Annotated in this window: 21 protein-coding genes and 1 riboswitch; of the genes, 13 read left to right on the top strand and 8 right to left on the bottom strand. The window is 72.9% G+C overall.

What is annotated here, in order from left to right:
* The first annotated feature begins 111 nt into the window (after positions 1-111).
* On the top strand, positions 112-1,842 hold the full coding sequence (locus FB454_RS17825; RefSeq protein WP_145823199.1) for a beta-N-acetylhexosaminidase: 1,731 nt from the start codon (positions 112-114) through the stop codon (positions 1,840-1,842).
* A gap of 831 nt (positions 1,843-2,673) precedes the next feature.
* Complete coding sequence (locus FB454_RS17820) at positions 2,674-3,321, top strand: C39 family peptidase (RefSeq protein ID WP_145754886.1); 648 nt, start codon at positions 2,674-2,676, stop codon at positions 3,319-3,321.
* Between the two features lie 71 nt (positions 3,322-3,392).
* On the opposite strand, the gene dusB is transcribed toward FB454_RS17820, so the two are convergent.
* Positions 3,393-4,556 (bottom strand): tRNA dihydrouridine synthase DusB, encoded by a 1,164-nt coding sequence (gene dusB, locus FB454_RS17815; protein WP_013287938.1) that lies wholly within the window; start codon positions 4,554-4,556, stop codon positions 3,393-3,395.
* A gap of 178 nt (positions 4,557-4,734) precedes the next feature.
* Between dusB and FB454_RS17810 the strand changes: the two genes are divergently transcribed.
* The gene (locus FB454_RS17810) at positions 4,735-5,697 is read left to right on the top strand and encodes a type IV toxin-antitoxin system AbiEi family antitoxin domain-containing protein (RefSeq protein WP_013287939.1); all 963 of its coding nucleotides are present in this window, start codon (positions 4,735-4,737) and stop codon (positions 5,695-5,697) included.
* A 65-nt stretch (positions 5,698-5,762) separates the two neighbouring features.
* On the opposite strand, the gene FB454_RS17805 is transcribed toward FB454_RS17810, so the two are convergent.
* The 3 genes from FB454_RS17805 to FB454_RS17795 all read right to left on the bottom strand — a co-directional run bounded on the left by FB454_RS17805 (position 5,763) and on the right by FB454_RS17795 (position 8,165).
* Positions 5,763-7,142 carry a glycine--tRNA ligase gene (locus FB454_RS17805; protein WP_013287940.1) on the bottom strand — a complete coding sequence of 460 codons (1,380 nt, stop codon included), beginning with the start codon at positions 7,140-7,142 and terminating at the stop codon, positions 5,763-5,765.
* Positions 7,143-7,255: 113 nt separating this feature from the next.
* Entirely contained in the window at positions 7,256-7,729 is a 474-nt protein-coding gene (locus FB454_RS17800) for a hypothetical protein (RefSeq protein ID WP_013287941.1), read from the bottom strand.
* 94 nt (positions 7,730-7,823) lie between these two features.
* Positions 7,824-8,165 carry an antibiotic biosynthesis monooxygenase family protein gene (locus FB454_RS17795; protein ID WP_013287942.1) on the bottom strand — a complete coding sequence of 114 codons (342 nt, stop codon included), beginning with the start codon at positions 8,163-8,165 and terminating at the stop codon, positions 7,824-7,826.
* A gap of 27 nt (positions 8,166-8,192) precedes the next feature.
* Here FB454_RS17795 and FB454_RS17790 point away from each other — a divergent pair, with 27 nt between their 5' ends.
* The 7 genes from FB454_RS17790 to FB454_RS34905 all read left to right on the top strand — a co-directional run bounded on the left by FB454_RS17790 (position 8,193) and on the right by FB454_RS34905 (position 12,311).
* Positions 8,193-8,456, top strand: coding sequence for a DUF6703 family protein (locus FB454_RS17790; RefSeq protein WP_013287943.1), 264 nt, complete (start codon positions 8,193-8,195; stop codon positions 8,454-8,456).
* Between the two features lie 88 nt (positions 8,457-8,544).
* Positions 8,545-9,492 (top strand): metal ABC transporter substrate-binding protein, encoded by a 948-nt coding sequence (locus FB454_RS17785; protein WP_013287944.1) that lies wholly within the window; start codon positions 8,545-8,547, stop codon positions 9,490-9,492.
* Positions 9,489-10,253 carry a metal ABC transporter ATP-binding protein gene (locus tag FB454_RS17780; RefSeq protein WP_013287945.1) on the top strand — a complete coding sequence of 255 codons (765 nt, stop codon included), beginning with the start codon at positions 9,489-9,491 and terminating at the stop codon, positions 10,251-10,253. Before FB454_RS17785 ends, FB454_RS17780 begins: the two co-directional genes overlap by 4 nt.
* A 1-nt stretch (position 10,254) precedes the next feature.
* Complete coding sequence (locus FB454_RS17775) at positions 10,255-11,130, top strand: metal ABC transporter permease (protein WP_013287946.1); 876 nt, start codon at positions 10,255-10,257, stop codon at positions 11,128-11,130.
* A gap of 43 nt (positions 11,131-11,173) precedes the next feature.
* Positions 11,174-11,476, top strand: coding sequence for an ArsR/SmtB family transcription factor (locus FB454_RS17770; protein WP_013287947.1), 303 nt, complete (start codon positions 11,174-11,176; stop codon positions 11,474-11,476).
* 52 nt (positions 11,477-11,528) lie between these two features.
* A complete protein-coding gene (locus tag FB454_RS17765; protein ID WP_013287948.1) occupies positions 11,529-12,134 on the top strand; it encodes a hypothetical protein in 606 nt (201 codons plus the stop codon).
* Positions 12,135-12,143: 9 nt separating this feature from the next.
* Positions 12,144-12,311 (top strand): hypothetical protein, encoded by a 168-nt coding sequence (locus FB454_RS34905; RefSeq protein WP_013287949.1) that lies wholly within the window; start codon positions 12,144-12,146, stop codon positions 12,309-12,311.
* Positions 12,312-12,362: 51 nt separating this feature from the next.
* On the opposite strand, the gene FB454_RS17760 is transcribed toward FB454_RS34905, so the two are convergent.
* The 4 genes from FB454_RS17760 to FB454_RS17745 all read right to left on the bottom strand — a co-directional run bounded on the left by FB454_RS17760 (position 12,363) and on the right by FB454_RS17745 (position 16,619).
* A complete protein-coding gene (locus FB454_RS17760) occupies positions 12,363-14,336 on the bottom strand; it encodes an acyl-CoA dehydrogenase family protein (RefSeq protein WP_145823198.1) in 1,974 nt (657 codons plus the stop codon).
* 108 nt (positions 14,337-14,444) lie between these two features.
* The gene (locus FB454_RS17755; RefSeq protein ID WP_013287951.1) at positions 14,445-14,945 is read right to left on the bottom strand and encodes a DUF6328 family protein; all 501 of its coding nucleotides are present in this window, start codon (positions 14,943-14,945) and stop codon (positions 14,445-14,447) included.
* A 91-nt stretch (positions 14,946-15,036) separates the two neighbouring features.
* A complete protein-coding gene (locus FB454_RS17750) occupies positions 15,037-15,786 on the bottom strand; it encodes a sugar isomerase domain-containing protein (RefSeq protein WP_013287952.1) in 750 nt (249 codons plus the stop codon).
* Positions 15,783-16,619: an alpha/beta fold hydrolase gene (locus FB454_RS17745; RefSeq protein WP_030274658.1), complete on the bottom strand. Its 837-nt coding sequence runs from the start codon at positions 16,617-16,619 to the stop codon at positions 15,783-15,785. Before FB454_RS17745 ends, FB454_RS17750 begins: the two co-directional genes overlap by 4 nt.
* A 76-nt stretch (positions 16,620-16,695) precedes the next feature.
* A riboswitch (TPP riboswitch) is annotated at positions 16,696-16,802 on the top strand.
* A 75-nt stretch (positions 16,803-16,877) separates the two neighbouring features.
* Between FB454_RS17745 and FB454_RS17740 the strand changes: the two genes are divergently transcribed.
* The 3 genes from FB454_RS17740 to FB454_RS17730 all read left to right on the top strand — a co-directional run bounded on the left by FB454_RS17740 (position 16,878) and on the right by FB454_RS17730 (position 19,795).
* Positions 16,878-17,468, top strand: coding sequence for an ECF transporter S component (locus tag FB454_RS17740; RefSeq protein WP_013287954.1), 591 nt, complete (start codon positions 16,878-16,880; stop codon positions 17,466-17,468).
* 96 nt (positions 17,469-17,564) lie between these two features.
* Entirely contained in the window at positions 17,565-18,998 is a 1,434-nt protein-coding gene (locus tag FB454_RS17735) for an ABC transporter ATP-binding protein (protein WP_013287955.1), read from the top strand.
* Positions 18,995-19,795: an energy-coupling factor transporter transmembrane component T family protein gene (locus FB454_RS17730; protein WP_013287956.1), complete on the top strand. Its 801-nt coding sequence runs from the start codon at positions 18,995-18,997 to the stop codon at positions 19,793-19,795. Before FB454_RS17735 ends, FB454_RS17730 begins: the two co-directional genes overlap by 4 nt.
* Positions 19,796-19,927 lie beyond the last annotated feature (132 nt).

Raw genomic sequence — 19,927 nt, 5'->3', positions numbered from 1 at the left:
CACGAGCACGATCACGCAATTCCGATCCCCCTCGTACTCTTGACGTCACTGCATCTCGCGGAACCTGACCTTTGCCATATCCCGCGCGAATACACCCTCGGAGCCGTCGCCGTGCCGACCAACCCCGCCGCCCCGGAGACCGGGCCGGAGCCGACCGACACCCGTCCCACCAGCCCTTCCATCGACGTACCGGCTGTGCCGCTGCCCGGTGTGCCGGCACCCGCGGCCGAGCTGGCCCGCGACGCCGCGGGCCGGGCCGCCGAGGCGCTCGCCGGACCGGCGCCGGTCCGGCTCGGCGACGTGGTGCCGGCGCCCGAGCACGTGCGCCCGGACCCGGCCGGCGACTTCACGCTGAGCGCGGACGCGGTGCTGCGGGTCAGCCCCGCCGGGCGGGACGTGGCCGAACAGCTCGCCGGCTGGCTGCGCCCGGCCACCGGCTTCCCGCTCCCGGTCGCCGACACCGGCGAGGACGGCCCGCTGACGCTCACGCTGTCCGCGGCGGTTCCCGCCCGGCCCGGCGAGCCGGACGACGCGCGGCTCGGAGACGAGGGCTACCGCCTCGACGTGACCACCGGCGGCGTCCGGATCACCGCCGCCACCCCGGCCGGGCTGTTCCACGGCGCGCAGACGCTGCGGCAGCTGCTACCCGCGCCGATCGAGAGCCCGACCGCCGTCGCCGCGCGCTGGGCGGTACCCGGCGGCACGATCGTCGACCGGCCGCGCTTCCCCTACCGGGGCGCGATGCTCGACGTCGCCCGCCACTTCTTCGCGGTCGAGGACGTGCTGCGGGTGGTCGACCACCTGGCCCGCTACAAGCTCAACCACCTGCACCTGCACCTCACCGACGACCAGGGCTGGCGGATCGCCGTCGACTCCTGGCCACGGCTCGCCGAGGTCGGCGGCACGACAGCGGTCGGCGGCGGCCCCGGCGGCTGGTACACACGTGACGACTACCGCCGCATCGTCGCGTACGCCGCCCGCCGCCACGTCACAGTGGTGCCCGAGATCGACCTCCCGGGCCACACCAACGCGGCGCTCGTCGCGTACCCCGAACTGGCGCCCGGCAAGATCGCGCCACCGCCGTACACCGGCACCGAGGTCGGCTTCAGCTTCGTCGACCCCGCCGACGAGCGGACGTACGCCTTCGTCGCGGACGTGGTCGGCGAGGTGGCCGCGTCGACGCCCGGGCCGTGGCTGCACCTCGGCGGCGACGAGGCGTTCAAGGTGCCGGCCGACAGCTACCGCTCCTTCGTGGAGCGGGCGCAGCGGCTGGTGGCCGCCACCGGCAAGACCGTCGTCGGCTGGCACCAGCTCGCCCCGGCCGCACACGTCGACGGGCGCGTCCTGCAGTGGTGGGGCACGAACGGTGACGACCCGGAGACCGCCGACGCGGTACGCCGGGGCGCCCGGCTGATCCTCTCCCCCGGCAACCACGCGTACCTGGACATGAAGTACGCCCCGGACACCCCGATCGGACACGACTGGGCAGGTCTGATCGACGTGCGCCGGGCGTACGAGTGGGATCCGGGCAGCCACGTGCGGGGCGTACCGGCCGAGGCGGTGCTGGGTGTGGAGGCGCCGCTGTGGACCGAGTCGATCACGACGCCGGCCGAGGTCGAGTTCATGCTCTTCCCGCGCCTGCCCGCCGTCGCCGAACTCGGCTGGTCACCGCGCGAGACGCACGACTGGTCCCGGTTCCGCAGCCGGCTGGCCGCACACGGCCCGCGCTGGTCCACAGCCGGCATCGCCTTCCACCCCTCCCCCGAGATCCCCTGGCCCACCACCCCAGCCCAGATCCCCACCCAGCCCACCCCCACCCCCACCACCCACACCACCCCCTGACCGCGCACGGGGCGCCGAACCCCGTCGATCATGAAGTTGACGGCGACAAACCGGACACAAAACGCCGTCAACTTCATGATCGACGCCCTCATCCCCGGGCGGCGACATCCAGCCGCCCCTCGCCGTCGCGCACTCCCTCCCGAGCGCCCCGAGCGCCCCGAGCGCCCCGAGCGACCCGAAGATCTTGGTACGGAACAGCCCTCGGAGGGGCGCCGATCTACCAAGATCTCGAAGCTCACCCGCCCAGAGCCCGACATCGGGCACCAAGGCGACTCACCCCCCCTCCCATCGGATCGGTGATCAAGGAGTTTGTGCCCGGTGCGCGGCCTCAGACGGACACAAACTCCTTGATCAACGGGGTGGGGGGTTGGGGGGAGCCCTTGAGGTGGCCGGGGCGGGGTGACTGCGGCGAGGGCGGGCGGGGTTCGGTGTCGGCGGCAGCCCTGATGGGCTCGGTGTCCGGATTCGGGGTGGTCGGGGTCACCCGTGGGGTGGAATCGGCGGTGGGTGCGGGGCGTTGTACATGGCAGACCGCGCCGCTCCCGCCGACCGCCCGCCCCCTCGGGCCGGGAATCAGGCCGGGACGCCGGTCGTTACATCCCCGGAGCCGCCGAGCAGGCCGACAGCGCCTGTCGAGCCGGCCCCACCGCCGGGCAGCACTCCCCGGGAATGACCCCGGGGCCCCCGGTCGTTACATCCCCGAGCCGCCGGAGCAGGCCACCCCGCTGGTCGCCCGAGCGAGCCACCGGCCCGACGCACATACCGGGCCACCTGATCTTTATTCGCGGCATCCCCCATCGCCGCGTACCCCCGACAGAGAGGCAACTGATCATGGCTACCACTCTGCTGCGCAAGACCGCTCTGACCGTCGCCGGTATCGCCGCCACCGCCGGTGGCATCGCCGGCCCCGCCATCGCCGCCCAGGCCACCCCGGCCGAGCGCGCCGCCCAGGTCGTCACCACCGACCGCAAGCACGGCGAGCGTGAGCTGGACGTGCGCTACGAGGCGCAGCCCAACTTCTACTTCTGTGGCCCGGCCGCGGCCCGTAACGCGCTGAGCGTGCAGGGCAAGAACATCGACGTGGACGCCATGGCCAAGGAGATGGGCACCACCGAGGCCGGCACCAACTCCATCAACGACATCACGCCGGTGCTCAACAAGGAGACCGGTAAGGACGTCTACAAGTCGACCGAGATCCCGGTGGACAAGGCCGGTGAGAAGGTGGAAAAGCTGCGTGCCGACGTGGTGCGCACTGTGGACGACGGCCGGGCCGTGGTGGCGAACATCGCCGGCACCGCGACCGACACCGACGGCAACACCCACTCGTTCGAGGGTGGCCACTACATCAGCGTGGTCGGCTACCGCGACGGCGGCAAGGTCGTGACGATCGCCGACTCGGCGAACCCGGACCAGGCCTCCTACCGGATCGACGTGGACGAGCTCGCCCGCTGGATCGCCAGCCGCGGCTACAGCTCCTGACCGAGTGACAATGACGAAGGGCCCGACCCCGGAACGGGGGTCGGGCCCTTCGGCGTGTCCGGGGTCAGCGGTCAGCCGCCCGAGTCGTCCAGCTCGGCGCCGTCGGGCGGGGTGTCGTCGTCGCGGCTGGCCAGCCAGCCGTCGGGCAGGAATACCTTGCCCGGGGAGTTGGTGCGGCCACGCGGCTGGCCGAGGTTCTCCACCGGGAACGGTACGGCCGGGTCGAGCTTGCCGAGCAGGTCGTCGAGCTGCGCCAGGCTCTCGATCATGGCGAGCGAGCGGCGCAGTTCGCTGCCGATCGGGAAGCCCTTCAGGTACCAGGCGACGTGCTTGCGGAAGTCGGTGCAGCCGTCCCGCTCGCCGCGGGCCGGGTTGCGCGCGCCCGCCACGAACTGCTCCACCAGCAGTTCGGCGTGCCGCCGCATGGTCACCGCCACCTCGCCGAGGCTCGGTAGCCGCCGCTCGGCGCTCCCGTTGAACGCGGCCTCCAGGTCGGCGAACAGCCACGGCCGGCCCAGGCAGCCGCGCCCGATCACCACGCCGTCGACGCCGGTGTGCGCGACCATCCGCAGCGCGTCGTCGGCCTCCCAGATGTCGCCGTTGCCGAGCACCGGCACGTCGAGCGCCGACTTGAGCGTGGCGATCGCATCCCAGTCGGCGGTGCCGGAGTAGCGCTGCGCGGCCGTACGCCCGTGCAGGGCGACCGCCGCGACGCCCGCGTCCTGGGCCGCCAGCCCCGCCTCGACGTACGTCAGGTGGTCGTCGTCGATGCCCTTGCGCATCTTGACGGTGACCGGCACCCCGGCGGGTGACGCGGCGTCCACCGCGGCCCTGACCAGCCGGGCGAACAGCCGGCGGCGCCACGGCAGGGCCGAGCCGCCGCCCCGGCGGGTCACCTTGGGCACCGGGCAGCCGAAGTTCAGGTCGATGTGGTCGGCCAGGTCGCGCTCGACCACGATCCGCACGGCGGCGGCGGTGATCTCCGGGTCGGTGCCGTAGAGCTGGAGGCTGCGGGGCTTCTCCTCGGCGCCGAAGGCGATCATGCGCAGCGTCTTCGGGTTCCGCTCGACGAGCGCACGGGTGGTGATCATCTCGCAGACGTAGATGCCGCCGCCCTGCTCACGGCAGAGCCGGCGGAAGCCGACGTTGGTGATCCCGGCCATCGGCGCGAGCACCACCGGCGGCCACACCCGGTGCGGGCCGATGGTCAACGCGGGCAGGGTCGGGGCAGTCACCGCACAAGTGTAAGGAAGGGCCCCCTCTTAACGTCTCCGGTAGAGCAGGGGCCCCTTGTTAACAGGGCACATATCACAGCCCGCCCGCCCGGCGGGCATTCTCCACAACCGGGGAGGCTGTCCACAGGCCGGGCGAACGGGCAGGAGGAGCAGCGGTCGAGCCCGCACGCTGCCGGGCATGCGCGAACAGCCACCCGAACTCAGCGACCTGGCCGAGCGCCAGCAGCAGATCGTCACCCGGACGCAGCTGCTCGGCGTCGGATACGACGACATGTACCTGTACCGGCAGACCCGGCGCGGCCTGTGGCAGCGCGTGCTGCCGGCCACGTACGCGCTCGTCACCGGCACCCTCACCGACGAGCAACGACGAATCTCGGCGGCGCTCTACGCGGGCGCCGACGCCCAGCTCACCGGCCTGGCCGCCCTGATCTGGTACGGCTTCCGGCACAGTCCGCGCACCGCTGACGTACACCTGATCCTGCCGCACCACGTGCGGCGCCGCTCGGCCGGTCACGCGGTGATCGCGCGGGCCCTGGAGCTTGATCCGCGGGCCCGGCGGACCGCGCTGTACCCGGTGTGCTCGCCGGCCAGGGCGGTCGTGGACGCGGCCCGCGACCTGCGCCGGCTGCGGCCGGTACGGGCGACGGTGGCCGAGGCCGTGCAGCGCGGTTTCACCGACCTGGACAGCCTGGACGCGGAGATCCGCCGGGCCCGGCGCAGCCGCACCGCCCTGATCCGGAAGGCGTTCGCGGAGATCACCGACGGGGTCCGCTCGGCGCCGGAAACGGAACTGCGGGAGTGCCTGGGCGGCAGCGGCGTGCTCGGCGGGATCCTGTGGAACCCGCGGCTGTCGGCGGCCGACGGCACCCGCCTGCCGACGCCGGACGGCTACCTCGCCGACTGCGCGGTGGCGCTGGAGGTCGACTCGCGGGAGTACCACCTCAGCCCGAACGACTGGGCGCGGACGCTGGACCGGCACAACGAGCTGAGCCGGTACGGGGTGCTCATCCTGCACTTCACGCCGGCGCAGATCCGCCGGGAGCCGGGCCGTGTGCGGCGGATGGTGGAGGACGCGTACGCGGCCCGGCGCGGGCTGGGCGCCGGGACCGGCGTACGGGCGGAGCCGATCTCCCCCGGATGAGGGGTGTTAAGAAGGGGCCCCTTCTCTACGCGAGGCGTTAAGAAGGGGCCCTTCCTTACATCAGCTCAGCAGCCGGGCAGGCGCTCGATCAGGTAGCGCTCGACCTGGTCCAGGGAGACGCGCTCCTGGGTCATCGTGTCCCGGTTCCGGACCGTGACCGCGTTGTCGTCGAGCGTGTCGAAGTCGACTGTGACGCAGAACGGCGTGCCGATCTCGTCCTGCCGGCGGTAGCGGCGGCCGATCGCCTGCGAGTCGTCGAACTCGACCACCCAGCGCTTGCGCAGGTCGGTGGCGAGCTGCTTGGCCTTCGGCGACAGCGCCTCGTTGCGCGACAGCGGCAGCACGGCGACCTTGACCGGGGCCAGGCGCGGGTCGAACCGCATGACGGTGCGCTTGTCCACGCCGCCCTTGGTGTTCGGCGCCTCGTCCTCGTCGTACGCCTCGAGCAGGAACGCCAGCACCGCGCGGGTGAGGCCGGCGGCCGGCTCGATCACGTACGGCATCCAGCGCTCGCCCTTGCCCTGGTCGAAGTACGACAGGTCGACGCCGGAGTGCTTGCTGTGCGTGGCAAGGTCGAAGTCGGTGCGGTTGGCGATGCCCTCCAGCTCGGCGAACTCGCTGCCGCCGAACCGGAACCGGTACTCGATGTCGACGGTGCGCTTCGAGTAGTGGGAGAGCTTCTCCTTGGGGTGCTCGTAGAAGCGCAGGTTCTCCTCGGACAGGCCCAGGTCGAGGTACCAGTTCCAGCGCTCGGAGAGCCAGTACTCGTGCCACTGCTCGTCGGTGCCCGGCTCGACGAAGAACTCCATCTCCATCTGCTCGAACTCACGGGTCCGGAAGATGAAGTTGCCCGGGGTGATCTCGTTGCGGAACGACTTGCCGGTCTGCGCGATGCCGAACGGCGGCTTCTTGCGGGCGACCGTCTCCACGTTCTTGTAGTTGACGAAGATGCCCTGGGCGGTCTCCGGGCGCAGGTAGTGCATGCCCTCGTCGCTCTCCACCGGGCCCAGGTAGGTCTTCATCAGGCCGTTGAACATCTTCGGCTCGGTGAAGGTGCCCTTGTTGCCGCAGTTGGGGCAGTTCAGCTCCGTCAGCGAGGTCAGCGGCTTGCCGTGCTTGGCCTCGTACGCCTCTTCCAGGTGGTCGGCCCGGAACCGCTTGTGGCAGGACTGACACTCGGTCAGCGGGTCGACGAACTCGGCGATGTGGCCGCTGGCCTCCCAGACCTTGCGGGCCAGGATGACCGCCGAGTCGAGGCCGACGACGTCGTCGCGCTGCTGCACCATGGTCCGCCACCACTGCCGGCGGACGTTCTCCTTCAGCTCGACGCCGAGCGGACCATAGTCCCACGCCGACCGGGTGCCCCCGTAGATCTCGCTGGAGGGAAAGACGAAGCCCCGGCGCTTGGCGAGGCTGGTGACGGCGTCGATACGGTCGGCTGGCATGTTTCCTCCTACGCCGGCTGGCGGTCGGCGCGGTTGAGATGGATGGAACCGGGCTGTTCGGGACAACGGTACGACCGTGTCCGTCCCGAGCCCAGCAGAATACCGGGGGCCGGTCAGCTCACCCCGCAGACCTCCACGCCGCCCGTCTGCTGGTCCGGCGCGAGCGTCACGGTCTGCGCCTCCCGCCGGCCGCCGGCGAGCGTGACGTCCACCGGCACGGTGAGCGTGGTGAGGTCGACCTCGCCCACCCGGTAGCCGGAGATCTGCGGCTCGGTCGCCACCCGGCGCTCGAACTCGCGCCGGGGCTCGCGTCGCCGGATGTCGTCGCAGAGCGTGTCGTACGCCTTGGACCACTCCCGGGCCACGAGCGCCTGGTAGTAGTCGTTCGTGACCGCCCGGCCCTGCTCACCGATCGCCTGGGCGTTGCTCACCGCCAGGCCGACCACTGCCGCCCCGCCCCCACCGCAGCAGATCAGCACTGCGAGCGCGCCCGCGCCGAGGCCGAGCCAGAGCCGGGTCCGCCCGCCCTCGGTGGGCGGGGCGGCGAACGGCGGCGCGGCGCCGGGCCCCTGCGGCGGCGCGGGCACCCCGTGTTCCGCCGGCAGCGCGGGCGGAACGGATGACGGGGGTGGCGCGGCCGGTCCGGGAGCGGTCATACGCGCCAGGGTAGTGCCCCGGCACTCAGCGATACGGACCTGCGGCGCGATCGCTGGCGACGACGACGATCTCACCCTCGGGGGCGGCGCTGGCGAGCGTCTCGTACGCCGACGGCTCGTCCACCGATCGGGCGAGCAGCGGCACGGCGGTGACCTTGACGTCGAATCCGCCGAGCGCCCGCCGGTACGCACCGACCGACTCCCACTCGGTGATCAGGACCCAGTGGTCCGGGTCGTCGAGCGCCCGCAGCAGTTCACCGCGCAGGTAGCCGGGGCGGGCGGCGAGCGCGGCCAGCGCGGCGTGCGCCGCACGGGTGAACTCATCCACCGTTTCGGCTTCCACCACGAAGCGGTTGGTGACCAGCACGGGGTTCCTCCTCGTAGAGTTTGTGGCATGCAGCGTACGCAGAGTCCTGTGCTGTCCCGGTTGGCACGGCTCAACCCGACGGCGGTGTTCCTGGCCGCGCTGGCCCTGGTGCTTGTCGGCCTTTTCGCGCCCGGCCCGGCGGGCGGCGTCCTGCTGCTCGTGCTGGCCGGCGTGCTGGTCTGGCTGATGTCGGTCACCTGGCCGGTGCAGGCCCCGGCGACCCGGATGCTCCGGCTGGTGATGCTCACCTTGTTGATCGCGGTGGCGCTGGCGAAGCTCATGGTCGGCTGACTCGGGAAAGCAGAACCGAGCTGACCTGCGCTGACATGCAATCATGCGTTTTTGACAATAGTTTTCGTTGTCGCGGACAGTTGAGCCCATGACCGTTCGTGCACCTCGCCGTATCCTGACCGCCGCAGCCGCCGCCCTGCTCGCCGCCGCCGGCCTGACCGCCTGCGCGGACGGCACAGGCGGCGCGAGCGAGCCGGGCAGGGTCGACGTGGTGGCCGCGTTCTACCCGCTCCAGTTCCTGGCCGAGCGGATCGGCGGCGACACGGTCGCGGTCAGCAACCTGACCAAGCCCGGCGCCGAGCCGCACGACCTGGAACTCAACCCGCGGCAGGTCGGCCAGGTCGTCGACGCCGACGTGGTCGTCTACCTCAGCGGCTTCCAGCCGGCGGTGGACGAGGCGGTGGAGCAGAACGGCGGCGACCGCGCGTTCGACGTGGCGGGCGTGACGCCGCTGCGGGACGCGGCCGCCGGTGGCCACGACCACGATCACGAGGGCGAGGCCGGGCACGCCGAGGAGGGCGGCGGCAAGGACCCGCACGTCTGGCTCGACCCGACCCGGCTGGCCACCATCGGCGACAAGCTCGCCGAGCGCCTCGGCAAGGCCGACCCGGACCACGCCGCCGACTACACCGCCCGCGCCGGCGCGCTGCGCACCGAGCTGACGAAGCTGGACACCGAGTACGCCGACGGCCTGCGCACCTGCCAGCGCCGGGAGATCGTCACCAGCCACACCGCGTTCGGCTACCTGACCGAGCGCTACCAGCTGGAACAGATCGGCATCAGCGGGCTCACCCCGGAGTCCGAGCCGTCCCCGAAGCGCCTCGCCGAGGTCGCCGAGGAGGCCCGGGAGCACCAGGCCGGCACGATCTTCTTCGAGACCCTGGTCAGCCCGAAGGTCGCCGAGACGATCGCGCGTGAGGTCGGGGCGAAGACGGCCGTCCTGGACCCGCTGGAGGGCCCGCCCGCCGACGGCGACTACCTCTCCGCGATGCGCACCAACCTGCAGACCCTGCGAACCGCTCTGGACTGTTCATGACCTCACCCGTGATCGAGATCGCGCACGCCACAGTCGGCTACGACGGCCGCCCGGTGCTGCGGGACGTCTCGTTGACAGTGACCGCCGGCGAGGTGGTCGCCGTGCTCGGCGCCAACGGCTCCGGCAAGTCGACGCTCGTGCGCGCCGCGCTCGGCCTGGTGCCGGTCGGCGCCGGGTCGGTCGCCCTGTTCGGCACGCCGCAGCGCCGCTTCCGGCAGTGGCACCGCATCGGGTACGTGCCGCAGCGGCTCGGCGCGGGCAGCGGAGTACCAGCCACCGTGCGCGAGGTGGTGGCGTCCGGGCGGCTGGCCCGCCGGGGCGTGCTGCGTCCGGCCGGGCGGGCGGACCGGGAGGCGGTGGCGGCGGCGCTGGACGCGGTCGGGCTCGGCGACCGGGCCGGTGACCCGGTGTCCACGCTCTCCGGCGGCCAGCAGCAGCGCACCCTGATCGCCCGCGCGCTGGCCGGCGGGCCGGAGCTGCTGGTGCTGGACGAGCCGACCGCCGGGGTGGACGCGGCCAGCCAGGAGGCGTTCGCCGGGGCGCTGCGCGCGTTCCGCGACGGCGGCGGCACGGTCGTGCTCGTCGCGCACGAGCTGGGCCCGCTGCGCCCGCTGATCAGCCGGGCCGTGGTGGTGCACCAGGGCGGGATCGCCCACGACGGCGCGGTGCCCGAACCGGCCGGCCACCACGCCGACCCGGACCACGAGCACGTGCACCCGCACTGCGACGAGGAGCCCGCCCGGCTCTGGACAGGCATCTGAGATGGATCTCTTTCAGTACGACTTCATGCTCCGCGCCCTGGTCGGCGCGCTGATCATCGGGCTGGCCGCCCCGGCGCTCGGCATCTACCTGGTGCAGCGCCGGCTGGCGTTGATCGGTGACGGGCTCGGGCACGTGGCGCTCACCGGCGTCGGCGCGGGACTGCTGCTCAACCGCTCCCCCGTGCTGGTGGCGGTGATCGCCGCGACGCTCGGCGCGGTCGTGATCGAGCTGGTCCGCGCGTACGGGCGCACCTCCGGCGACCTGGCGCTGGCGTTGCTGTTCTACGGCGGCATCGCCGGTGGCGTGATGCTGGTCGGGCTGTCCGACGCCAGCAGCGGGTCGCTCAACGCGTACCTGTTCGGGTCGCTGACCACCACCTCCCGCACCGACCTGATCACCATCGGGGTGCTCGGCGTGGTGCTGCTGGTGACCATGCTGGTGCTGCGCCCGGCGCTGTTCGCGGTCTGCCACGACGAGGAGTACGCCCGGGTGTCCGGCCTGCCGGTGCGGGCGCTGAACCTGCTCATCGCGGTCGGCACCGCGGTCACGGTGACCATCGCCATGCGGGCGGTCGGGGTGCTGCTGATCAGCGCGCTGATGGTGGTGCCGGTGGCGACCGCGCAGCAGGTGACCCGGGGCTTCCGCTCGACCATGACGGCGGCCATGGCGCTGGGCCTGTTCGCGGCCGGCACCGGGGTCTGGGTGGCCGCCACCGCCGACACCGCGCCCGGCGCGTCGGTGGTGCTCGTGGCGATCGGCTCGTTCCTGCTGGTCGCGCTGGCGGCGGCCGGTGTGCGGGCGCTGCGGCGGCGGGTGCGGGCCGACCGGGCCACGCCGCCGCCCGAGCCGGTCGAGCACGAGGTGCTGCTGCGGTGAGGCCCTGCCCGCCGGCGCAGCTGGGATTGGTTACCGTTACAGGGTGACCGGCACGAACGGGTACGACGCCTTCGAGGGTGCGGGTGACCTGCTGCGCGCGCTCTCGGCCCCGATCCGGCTCGCGATCGTCAGCGAGCTGGCCGAGGGCGAACGCTGCGTGCACGAGCTGGTCGAGAAGCTCGGCGCGCCGCAGCCGCTGGTCTCCCAGCACCTGCGGGTGCTGCGGGGCGCCGGGGTGGTGCGCGGGTCGCGGCGCGGCCGGGAGATCGCGTACGCGCTGGTCGACGACCACGTCGCGCACATCGTGGCGGACGCGGTCAGTCACGCCGGTGAAGGGTCGCACTGAGCGGGAAATCGGCCACGTGCCGACGCGCCCGCGCCGTGGGACGCTATCCGGCGTGAAGATCTACGCCGACCGTTTTCCCACCGCCGTCCGCCAGTTCCTCACCGACCTGCTCGTGGTCGTCTGGGTGTACGCGGCGATCCGCTTCGCGCTGTGGCTGCACGACGTGGTCGAGAAGCTCGCCGTACCGGGGCAGAAGCTGGAGGGGGCCGGCGGCGGACTCGCCGACAACCTGGCCGACGCCGGCGGCAAGGTCGGCCGGGTGCCGATCGTCGGCGACGAGCTGACCGCGCCGTTCACCCGGGCCGCCGACGCCGCCCGCTCGGTCGCCGAGGCGGGCCGCGACCAGCAGGAGCTGGTCGGGCAGCTCGCGCTCGGGCTGACCGTCGCGGTGCTGGTGTTCCCGCTCGGCCTGGTGCTGTTCGGCTGGCTGCCGCTGCGCCTGCGCTGGATGCGCCGGGCCGGCGCGGCGAAGGCACTGGCGGGCGTCCCGGCCGGCCGGGACCTGCTGGCGCTGCGCGCGCTGGCCGGTCAGCCGCTGTCGAAGCTGACCCGGATCGCGCCCGACGTCGCCGAGGCGTGGCGGCGCGGCGACGACGCGACCGTCGACGCGCTCGCCGCGCTGGAGCTGCGCGAACTGGGGCTGCGCGGCGGCCGGTAAGGTGTGCCGGTGCTGTACTTCCTGATCGTCGTCGCCGTGCTGCTGCTGGGGTACGCAGGCGTGCTGGTGAGTTTCGTCCGCAAGGGCCGCAAGATCCCGCCGTCGGCGTACCTGGTGCTGGCCGGCCTCAACGGCCTGATCCTGGCCGGCATCCTGGCCTGGGCGATCGCGCGCTGACCGCCCAGGCGGCCGTCCGGGTGGGACGACCGCCGGGCGGGCGGAGCGGGGTCAGCCGGCGGGCGGGATGCGACGGCGTACGTCCTGCTCGGTGGACGGCCCCGGCTCCCAGCGGGCCACCCAGGGCAGGTCGGCGGGCGGGGTGACGACACCCTCCTCCACCGAGGCGTACCGGCCGGCGACGATCCGCTTGGCGGCGGCCACGTCGACCGAGTCGGTGTTCGACCACAGGCCGGTGAACAGCTCGTCGACGCGCAGCCGCGCCTGCCGGCAGAACAGGTCGGCCAGCTCGACGTTCTCCGGGTGCGCGTCCCGCTCGGCGTAGGCCCGGACGCAGACCGCGCTCATCGCGAACAGCTCCGCGCCGATGTCGACCACCCGGCCGAGGAACGCCTGCTTGCGCTCCATCTTCCCCTGCCACCGCGACATCGCGTAGAACGTCGACCGGGCCAGCTTGCGGGAGGCCCGCTCGACGTGGCGCAGGTGCCCGGCCAGCGGCCCGAACTCCTGGTACGCCCCGGGCGTCTGCCCCTTGCCGACGGCGAGCGTGGGCAGCCACCTCGCGTAGAAGGCGCCGGCCCGCGCACCCGCCTTCGCCTTGCGGCCCAGCCCCGCGTCGGGGTCGATGATGTCGCCCGCGACGGACAGGTGCGCGTCGACCGCCTCGCGGGCGATCAGCAGGTGCATGATCTCGGTGGAGCCCTCGAAGATCCGGTTGATCCGCAGGTCGCGCAGGAGCTGCTCGACAGCGGCCGGCCGTTCCCCCCGGGCGGCGAGCGAGTCGGCCGTCTCGTAGCCGCGCCCACCGCGGATCTGGATCAGCTCGTCGGCGATCCGCCAGGCCATCTCGCTGGCGTAGAGCTTGACCAGCGCCGCCTCGATCCGGATGTCGTTGCGGTCGTCGTCGGCGAGCATGCAGGACAGGTCGAGCATGGACTCCATGCCGTACGTGGTGGCGGTGATGAAGGCCAGCTTCTTCGCCACCGCCTCGTGCTCGCCCACCGGGCGGCCCCACTGGACCCGGTCCGCCGCCCACTCGCGGGCCACGTTGAGCGCCCACTTCCCGGCGCCGACGCACATGGCAGGCAGCGAGAGCCGGCCGGTGTTCAACGTGGTCAGCGCGATCTTGAGGCCCTTGCCCTCACCGCCGATCACGTTCTCCTTCGGCACGAACACGTCGTGGAACCGGGTGAGGCTGTTCTCCAGGCCGCGCAACCCGACGAAGGAGTTGCGCCGCTCCACGGTGATGCCGTCGCTGTCGCCCTCCACCACGAACGCGGTGATGCCGCCGCGCCGCCCCTCGCCGGCCGGCACCCGGGCCATCACCACCAGCAGCGTGGCGAGCGTGCCGTTGGTGGCCCAGAGCTTCACCCCGTTGAGCCGGTAGCCGGTGCCGTCGGCGGTCGGCTCGGCGGTGGTGGCGAGCCGGGCCGGGTCGGAGCCGACGTCCGGCTCGGTGAGCAGGAACGCGGAGACCTCACCGGCGGCGAGCCGGGGCAGGAACCGTTCCTTCTGCTCGGGCGTGCCGAACATCTTCAGCGGCTGCGGCACGCCGATCGACTGGTGCGCGGAGAGCAGCGCGCTGACCGCCGGGTTCACCGAGCCGACGAGCATCAGCGCCCGGCAGTAGTGCAGGTTGCTCAGCCCCAGCCCGCCGTACTGACGGTCGATCTTCATGCCGAACGTGCCGAGCCCGGCCAGGCCGTGGAACACCTCGTCGGGGATGCGCGCGTCCCGCTCGATCGCCTCGCCGTCCACCTCGGACGTCAGGTACGCGCGCAGCGAGCCGAGGAACTCGTCGGCGCGGGCCACCTCGGCCGGATCGGGGCGGGGCCACGGGTCGATCAGGTCGAGCCGGAAGCGGCCGAGGAACAGTTCCTTGCCGAAGCTGGGCCGGTCCCAGGCCGACTCGCGGGCGGCCTCGGCGACCTGCCGGGCCTCCTTCTCGGAGACCTGGCCCGCCTCGGCGGGCAGCGGCCCCGCGCCGTCTGGTGACTCGGGCCGGCTGTTCTGTGTCGTGGCCACGGCTGCCTCCTCGTCGGTCCGGCTGCGTCGACGCGTTCGACGAAAACGACGCTACCCCCGGGTGTTACCCAGGGGTAGCGCTGCGTGCACGTTCGATTTGGCGGACGGTCAGTCGGTGAGCGTCTGCGGGTTGTCGTCCTCGTCGTCGATGTCGTCCTCACCCCAGTTGCGCCGGCTGAACGGCAGGATGGCCCAGAAGATCAGGAACCAGAGGCCGGTGAGCGCGCTGAGCAGGAACGCGATCGGCCGGTCCAGCACGAAGTCGGTGACCAGCAGGACCGAGCTGACCATCGCGATCAGCATGAAGAACAGGCCGCCGGTGGCCATCCGGTGGGCGAACCGGACCAGCTCCGGCTTACGCCCCTGCCGGAACAGCGCCCGGTGGAACGCGACCGGAGAAATGATCATCGCGGCGGACGCGGCGGCGGTCAGCAGCGCCACGATGTAGACGTCGCGCTGGAACTCCGTGGTCCGGCCGAACCCGTTGCTGAACGGCAGCGTCAGCAGGAAGGCGAAGAGGATCTGCACGCCGGTCTGCGCGACCCGCAGCTCCTGCAACAGATCGGCGAAGTTGCGCTGCCAGCGCTGCTTCTCGGATTCCTTGGACACTCGCGGACCTCCCCGGGAGACGGCACGGCCGGCGGGTGAACGCCCACCGGCAGGACCGCCTGTGCCCCGTACGGATGATCACGAAACCGGTTCAGGAACCGCGGCGGATCCGGCCCGCGTACCGCGCCTCCAGCTCGGCGTTGTGCTCGTCGCCGCCGGTGATGTTCGCGGACAGGTAGACCGGCGGGCGCTGCCCCGCCGCGACCAGCCGGGCCACCACCTCGGCGACGATCTGCTGGGCGAGCAGCGCCGCGGTGATCGAGGAGACCGCGCCGACCGCGCCGCCGCCCGGCAGCGGCAGCGTGGCGTCGCCGTACGGGGCGCCGTTGTCCAGCACCACGTCGGCGAAGTCGGCCAGCTTGCGGCCGGACGGGTGCCGCGAGGTCATCCGCGCCGAGTGCTGTGCCGACGTGATCGCCACCAGGCCGTGCCCACGTTCCTTCACGATGGACGCGAACTCGACCATCGCCCCGTTCACGCCCGAGTTCGAGGCCAGCACGAACACGTCCTGCGGCCGGATCGGCGCCAGCTCGTAGAGGCGGTGCGCCACCGCCGGGTCGCGTTCCAGCTTCGGGCCGAGCACGTCGGCCGGGTCGCCGCCGATCAGCACCAGGTCACGCAGCGCGATCCGGTTGGTGGGCACCAGCCCGCCGGCCCGGCCGGCGATCTCCATGGCCAGCGCCTCGGAGTGCCCGGTGCCGAACGCGTGCACCACACCGTCGGCGCGCAGCGCCGCCGCGATCAGGTCGGCCGCGTCGGCCACGTTCTGCCGCTGCTCGGCGGCGACCCGGCCGATCGTCTCGGTCACCACCGCCAGGTACGCCTCGGCGCTCACCGTCATGCCTCCTCCGTTCCCGCGCACCGGGCGAGGATCGCCTCGGCCAGCGGGCCGGGCGCCTCGTCCGGGATCCAGTGGCTGACGCCGGACAGCGTCACGAACCGGTAGTCACCGGTGACGTGCGCGGCGCACGCCTGCGCGGCCGTCCGGCCGATCGCCACGTCCTTGTCGCTCCACACGAACGTGGTCGGCACCCCGACCGGGGCGACCGCCTTCATGTCCGCACCGGTCATCGCGCGGTACCAGTTCAGCGCCGCCGTCAACGCCCCCGGCTCGCGCATCGGCTCGGCGTACCGGGCCACCACGTCGGCGTCGCCCACTCCGCTCAGCAGCTTGCGCAGCGTGGCGCCGTTCCACGCCAGCAGCACCTTCTCCGCCGTACCGGGCTTGCGGAACAACGCGATGTACGCGGACTTGACCTTCTGCCGCGGGTCGGTGGCGAGCGCGTGCCCCATCGCGGCCGGGTGCGGCACCGACACCGCGGTCAGCGTCCGCACCCGCTCCGGGTGCGCCGCCGCCAGCCCCCACGCCACGATGGCGCCCCAGTCGTGGCCGACCACGTGGGCGCCTGTCACCCCGAGCGCGTCGAGCACCGCGGCCGCGTCGGCCACCAGCTCCGGAATCCGGTACGCCCCGACGTCCGCCGGACGCGCGCCGGGCGAGTAGCCGCGCTGGTCGAGCGCGTACGTGCGCAGCCCGGCGGCGTGCAGCGCGGGCGTGACCGCGTCCCACTCACCGGAGTGCTGCGGAAAGCCGTGCAGCAACAGGACCGGGTCACCGTCCTCGGGGCCGCCGGCGCGTACCTCGAACGTCAGTCCCCGCGCATCCACCAGCATGATCGCCACCATACCGACACTCGCCCTGCTGGGCCGGGGCCCGTGGTCGGTGCTAGCGTCTGCGACGAGACAACTTCACATCCGACAGGGGAGCGCACAGCGCTGAGAGTGCGGGCCGGTGCCCGCAGACCCTCGAACCTGATCTGGGTAATGCCAGCGCAGGGAGTTCGGTCGACCTCCAGCCGCGTCGCCGTCCGGTGACCACCGGGCGCGGCGTGCGTCTTCTCCTGGTTCACCTCGACGAACTGGGAGCCAACCGTGAACCACACCGACAGCAACCGCTGGCGTACCGTCGACATCGTCGTCGCCTCGGTCATCGCCGTCGCCTTCGGCGTCGTCTTCTGGGCCTGGGGCCTGCTCTGGAGCGCCACCGACGCGGCGTTCGCGTTCTTCCCGCCGGCACAGGCCGTGCTCTACGGCGTCTGGCTGATCCCGGCGGTGCTCGCCGGCCTGATCATCCGCAAGCCGGGCGCCGCGCTGTACTGCGAGACGGTGGCCGCGATCATCTCGGCCCTGCTGGGCAGCCAGTGGGCGAGCATCGTGATCCTCCAGGGCCTGATGCAGGGCATCGGCGCCGAGCTGGCCTTCGCCGCGTTCCGGTACCGCTCGTTCCGACTGCCGGTGGCGGTGCTGGCCGGCGCGCTGACCGGCCTCGGCGCGGCGATCTTCGACTTCGTCTACTGGAACAAGGCGTTCGACTTCGCCTCCTACCGCCTCCCGTACGCGCTGATCACGATCGTCAGCGCCACGATCGTCGCCGGTTTCGGCGCGCACGTCCTCACCCGCGCGCTGGCGAACACCGGCGTCCTGGACCGCTTCCCCGCCGGCCGCGACCGAGCCCTGGTCTGACGCCTCCATCGTGTCGATCATGAAGTTGGCGGCCGTTTCGGCACCCGTCATCGCCGTCAACCTCATGATCGACGGAGAAGAGGGGGTGGGTGGGCGGTGAGCGGGGTGGTGCTGCGGGGGTTCGGGTGGCGGCACGGGGGACGGAAACGCTGGGCTCTGCGCGGGGTGGATCTGCGCGTGGAGAGCGGCGAGCGGGTGCTGCTGCTCGGACCCTCCGGCGCCGGTAAGAGCACGCTGCTGGCCGCGCTGGCCGGGCTGCTGCCGGAGGACTCCGGCGAGCAGGAGGGCACCGTCGAGATCGACGGGCTGGACCCGCGCAAGGCCCGCGAGCGCGTCGGCATCGTCTTCCAGGACCCGGAGACCCAGCTCGTGATGGCCCGCTCCGGCGACGACGTGGCGTTCGGGCTGGAGAACCGTGGCGTACCCGCCGGGGAGATCTGGCCCCGCGTCGACGAGGCGCTGCACCGGGTCGGCTTCCCGTACGACAGGGACCGCCCCACCGCAGCGCTCAGCGGCGGCGAGCAGCAGCGGCTGGCGCTGGCCGGCACGCTCGCGCTGCGTCCCGGGCTGCTGCTGCTCGACGAGCCCACCGCCAACCTCGACCCGGCCGGTGCCACCCTGATCCGCCGGGCCGTCGCGAACGCGCTCGACCCGGACACCACGATGGTCCTGGTCGAGCACCGGGTCACCGAGGCACTGCCGCTGGTCGACCGCGTCGTGGTGCTGGAACCCGGCGGCGGGGTGCGCGCCGACGGGCCGCCCGAGGCGGTCTTCGCCGCGCACGGCGACGCGCTGGCCACCGCCGGGGTCTGGGTACCCGGCCACGTCGCGCCACCCCGGCACGCCACCACGCCGCCCGGCGACGTGCTGCTCACCGCGGAGCGGCTCGGCCTGCCGCCCCGGCTCGACCCCACCGATCTCCGGGTACGCGCCGGCGAGGCGCTCGCCGTCCTCGGCCCCAACGGCGCCGGCAAGTCCACACTGGCGCTGCTCCTGGGCGGCCTGCTGAAGCCCGGCACGGGCGCCGTCACCGCGTCGGCGGCACTCGCCGGGCGGGACGCGCGTACTCCCCCGCACCGCTGGCGGGCACCCGCGCTGGTACGCCGGATCGGTTCGGTGTTCCAGGACCCGGAACACCAGTTCGTCACCGCCACGGTCCGCGACGAGCTGGCGCTCGGCCCGCGCCGCACCGGCCGGCCCGAGTCGGCGGTGACCGCCACCGTCGACGAGCTGCTGCACCGGTTGCGGCTGGACCGGCTGGCCGGCGCCAACCCGTACACCCTCTCCGGTGGGGAGGCGCGGCGGCTGAGTGTGGCGACGGCCCTGGCCACCGCGCCCCGCCTGCTGATCTGCGACGAGCCCACGTTCGGCCAGGACCGGCGGACCTGGCTGGAGCTGGTCGACCTGCTCGCCGAGCTGCGCGACGCCGGGCACGGCGTGGTCGCGGTGACCCACGACGAGGACTTCGTCGCCGCGCTGGCCGACACGACGCTCACCCTGCACCGCTCCCCCGCCGGGGTGGCCACGTGATCGGCCTCGAACCGGTCGCCGCACCCGGCGCCCCGCTGGCCCGGCGCAACCCGGTGGCGAAGCTGGCCGCCGCTGTGGTCTTCACGCTGATCCTGGTGGCGACGCTCGACCCGGTGGCCCCGGCCATCGCCATCGCCGTCGAACTCGCGGTGCTGCCGCTGTTCGGGGTCCGCTATCGGGTGCTGGCCCGCCGGGCCTGGCCGCTGCTCGCCGGCGCCGTCGGCATCCTGATCACGCTGGTGCTCTTCGCGGCCGACCGCTCCGGCCGGGTGCTGGTCGAGGCCGGTCCGGTCCTGGTCACCGAGGGCGTTCTCGTCACCGCGCTGGGCCTGGTGCTGCGGATGCTCGCCGTGGCGCTGCCCGGCATCGTCGTGTTCGCCACCACCGACCCGACGGACCTGGCGGACGCGTTGATCCAGAACGCGAAGACGCCCGCCCGGTTCGCCATCGGGGCGCTCGCCGCGTTCCGGATGGTGCCGCTGCTGGAACAGGAGTGGCGGATGATCAGCATGGCCCGCCGGGCCCGCGGCGTGGACGCCGGCCGCAACCCGGTGGCGAAGCTGCGGCTGTTCGCGTCCACCGCGTTCACGCTGCTGGTGGGCGCGATCCGGCGGGGTACCCGGCTGGCCGTGGCGATGGACGCCCGGGGCTTCGACGCGGGTACGCCGCGCACCGTGGCCCGCCCGCAGCGCTTCACCCGCGCCGACGCCCTGCTCGTGGCGGGCGCCGCGCTGCTGGCCGGCGGTGCCCTGGCCACAAGCATCGCCCTGGGCACCTTCCGCCCCTTGATCGGCTGACCCCGGGCCCGCCCCGCCTCCCCGTCCCCGCCCACCCTCACCCTGCCCACCCTCGCCCTGTTGATCATGAAGTTGACGGCACCGGTTGCCCGTTTTGTCGCCGCCAACTTCATGATCGACACGGCTGGAGTG

Source organism: Micromonospora sp. CNZ297 (assembly GCF_007827625.1).
The sequence above is the reverse complement of the archived record's forward strand: the minus strand, read 5'-3'. Positions and strand labels throughout refer to the sequence as shown.

Excerpts from the sequence above, each read along its gene's own strand:
- FB454_RS17820 (WP_145754886.1), top strand. The coding sequence starts at position 2,674 with ATGGCTACCACTCTGCTGCGCAAGACCGCTCTGACCGTCGCCGGTATC.
- FB454_RS17810 (WP_013287939.1), top strand. The coding sequence starts at position 4,735 with ATGCGCGAACAGCCACCCGAACTCAGCGACCTGGCCGAGCGCCAGCAG.
- FB454_RS17805 (WP_013287940.1), bottom strand. The coding sequence starts at position 7,142 with ATGCCAGCCGACCGTATCGACGCCGTCACCAGCCTCGCCAAGCGCCGG.
- FB454_RS17790 (WP_013287943.1), top strand. The coding sequence starts at position 8,193 with ATGCAGCGTACGCAGAGTCCTGTGCTGTCCCGGTTGGCACGGCTCAAC.
- FB454_RS17785 (WP_013287944.1), top strand. The coding sequence starts at position 8,545 with ATGACCGTTCGTGCACCTCGCCGTATCCTGACCGCCGCAGCCGCCGCC.
- FB454_RS17780 (WP_013287945.1), top strand. The coding sequence starts at position 9,489 with ATGACCTCACCCGTGATCGAGATCGCGCACGCCACAGTCGGCTACGAC.
- FB454_RS17775 (WP_013287946.1), top strand. The coding sequence starts at position 10,255 with ATGGATCTCTTTCAGTACGACTTCATGCTCCGCGCCCTGGTCGGCGCG.
- FB454_RS17750 (WP_013287952.1), bottom strand. The coding sequence starts at position 15,786 with ATGACGGTGAGCGCCGAGGCGTACCTGGCGGTGGTGACCGAGACGATC.
- FB454_RS17745 (WP_030274658.1), bottom strand. The coding sequence starts at position 16,619 with ATGCTGGTGGATGCGCGGGGACTGACGTTCGAGGTACGCGCCGGCGGC.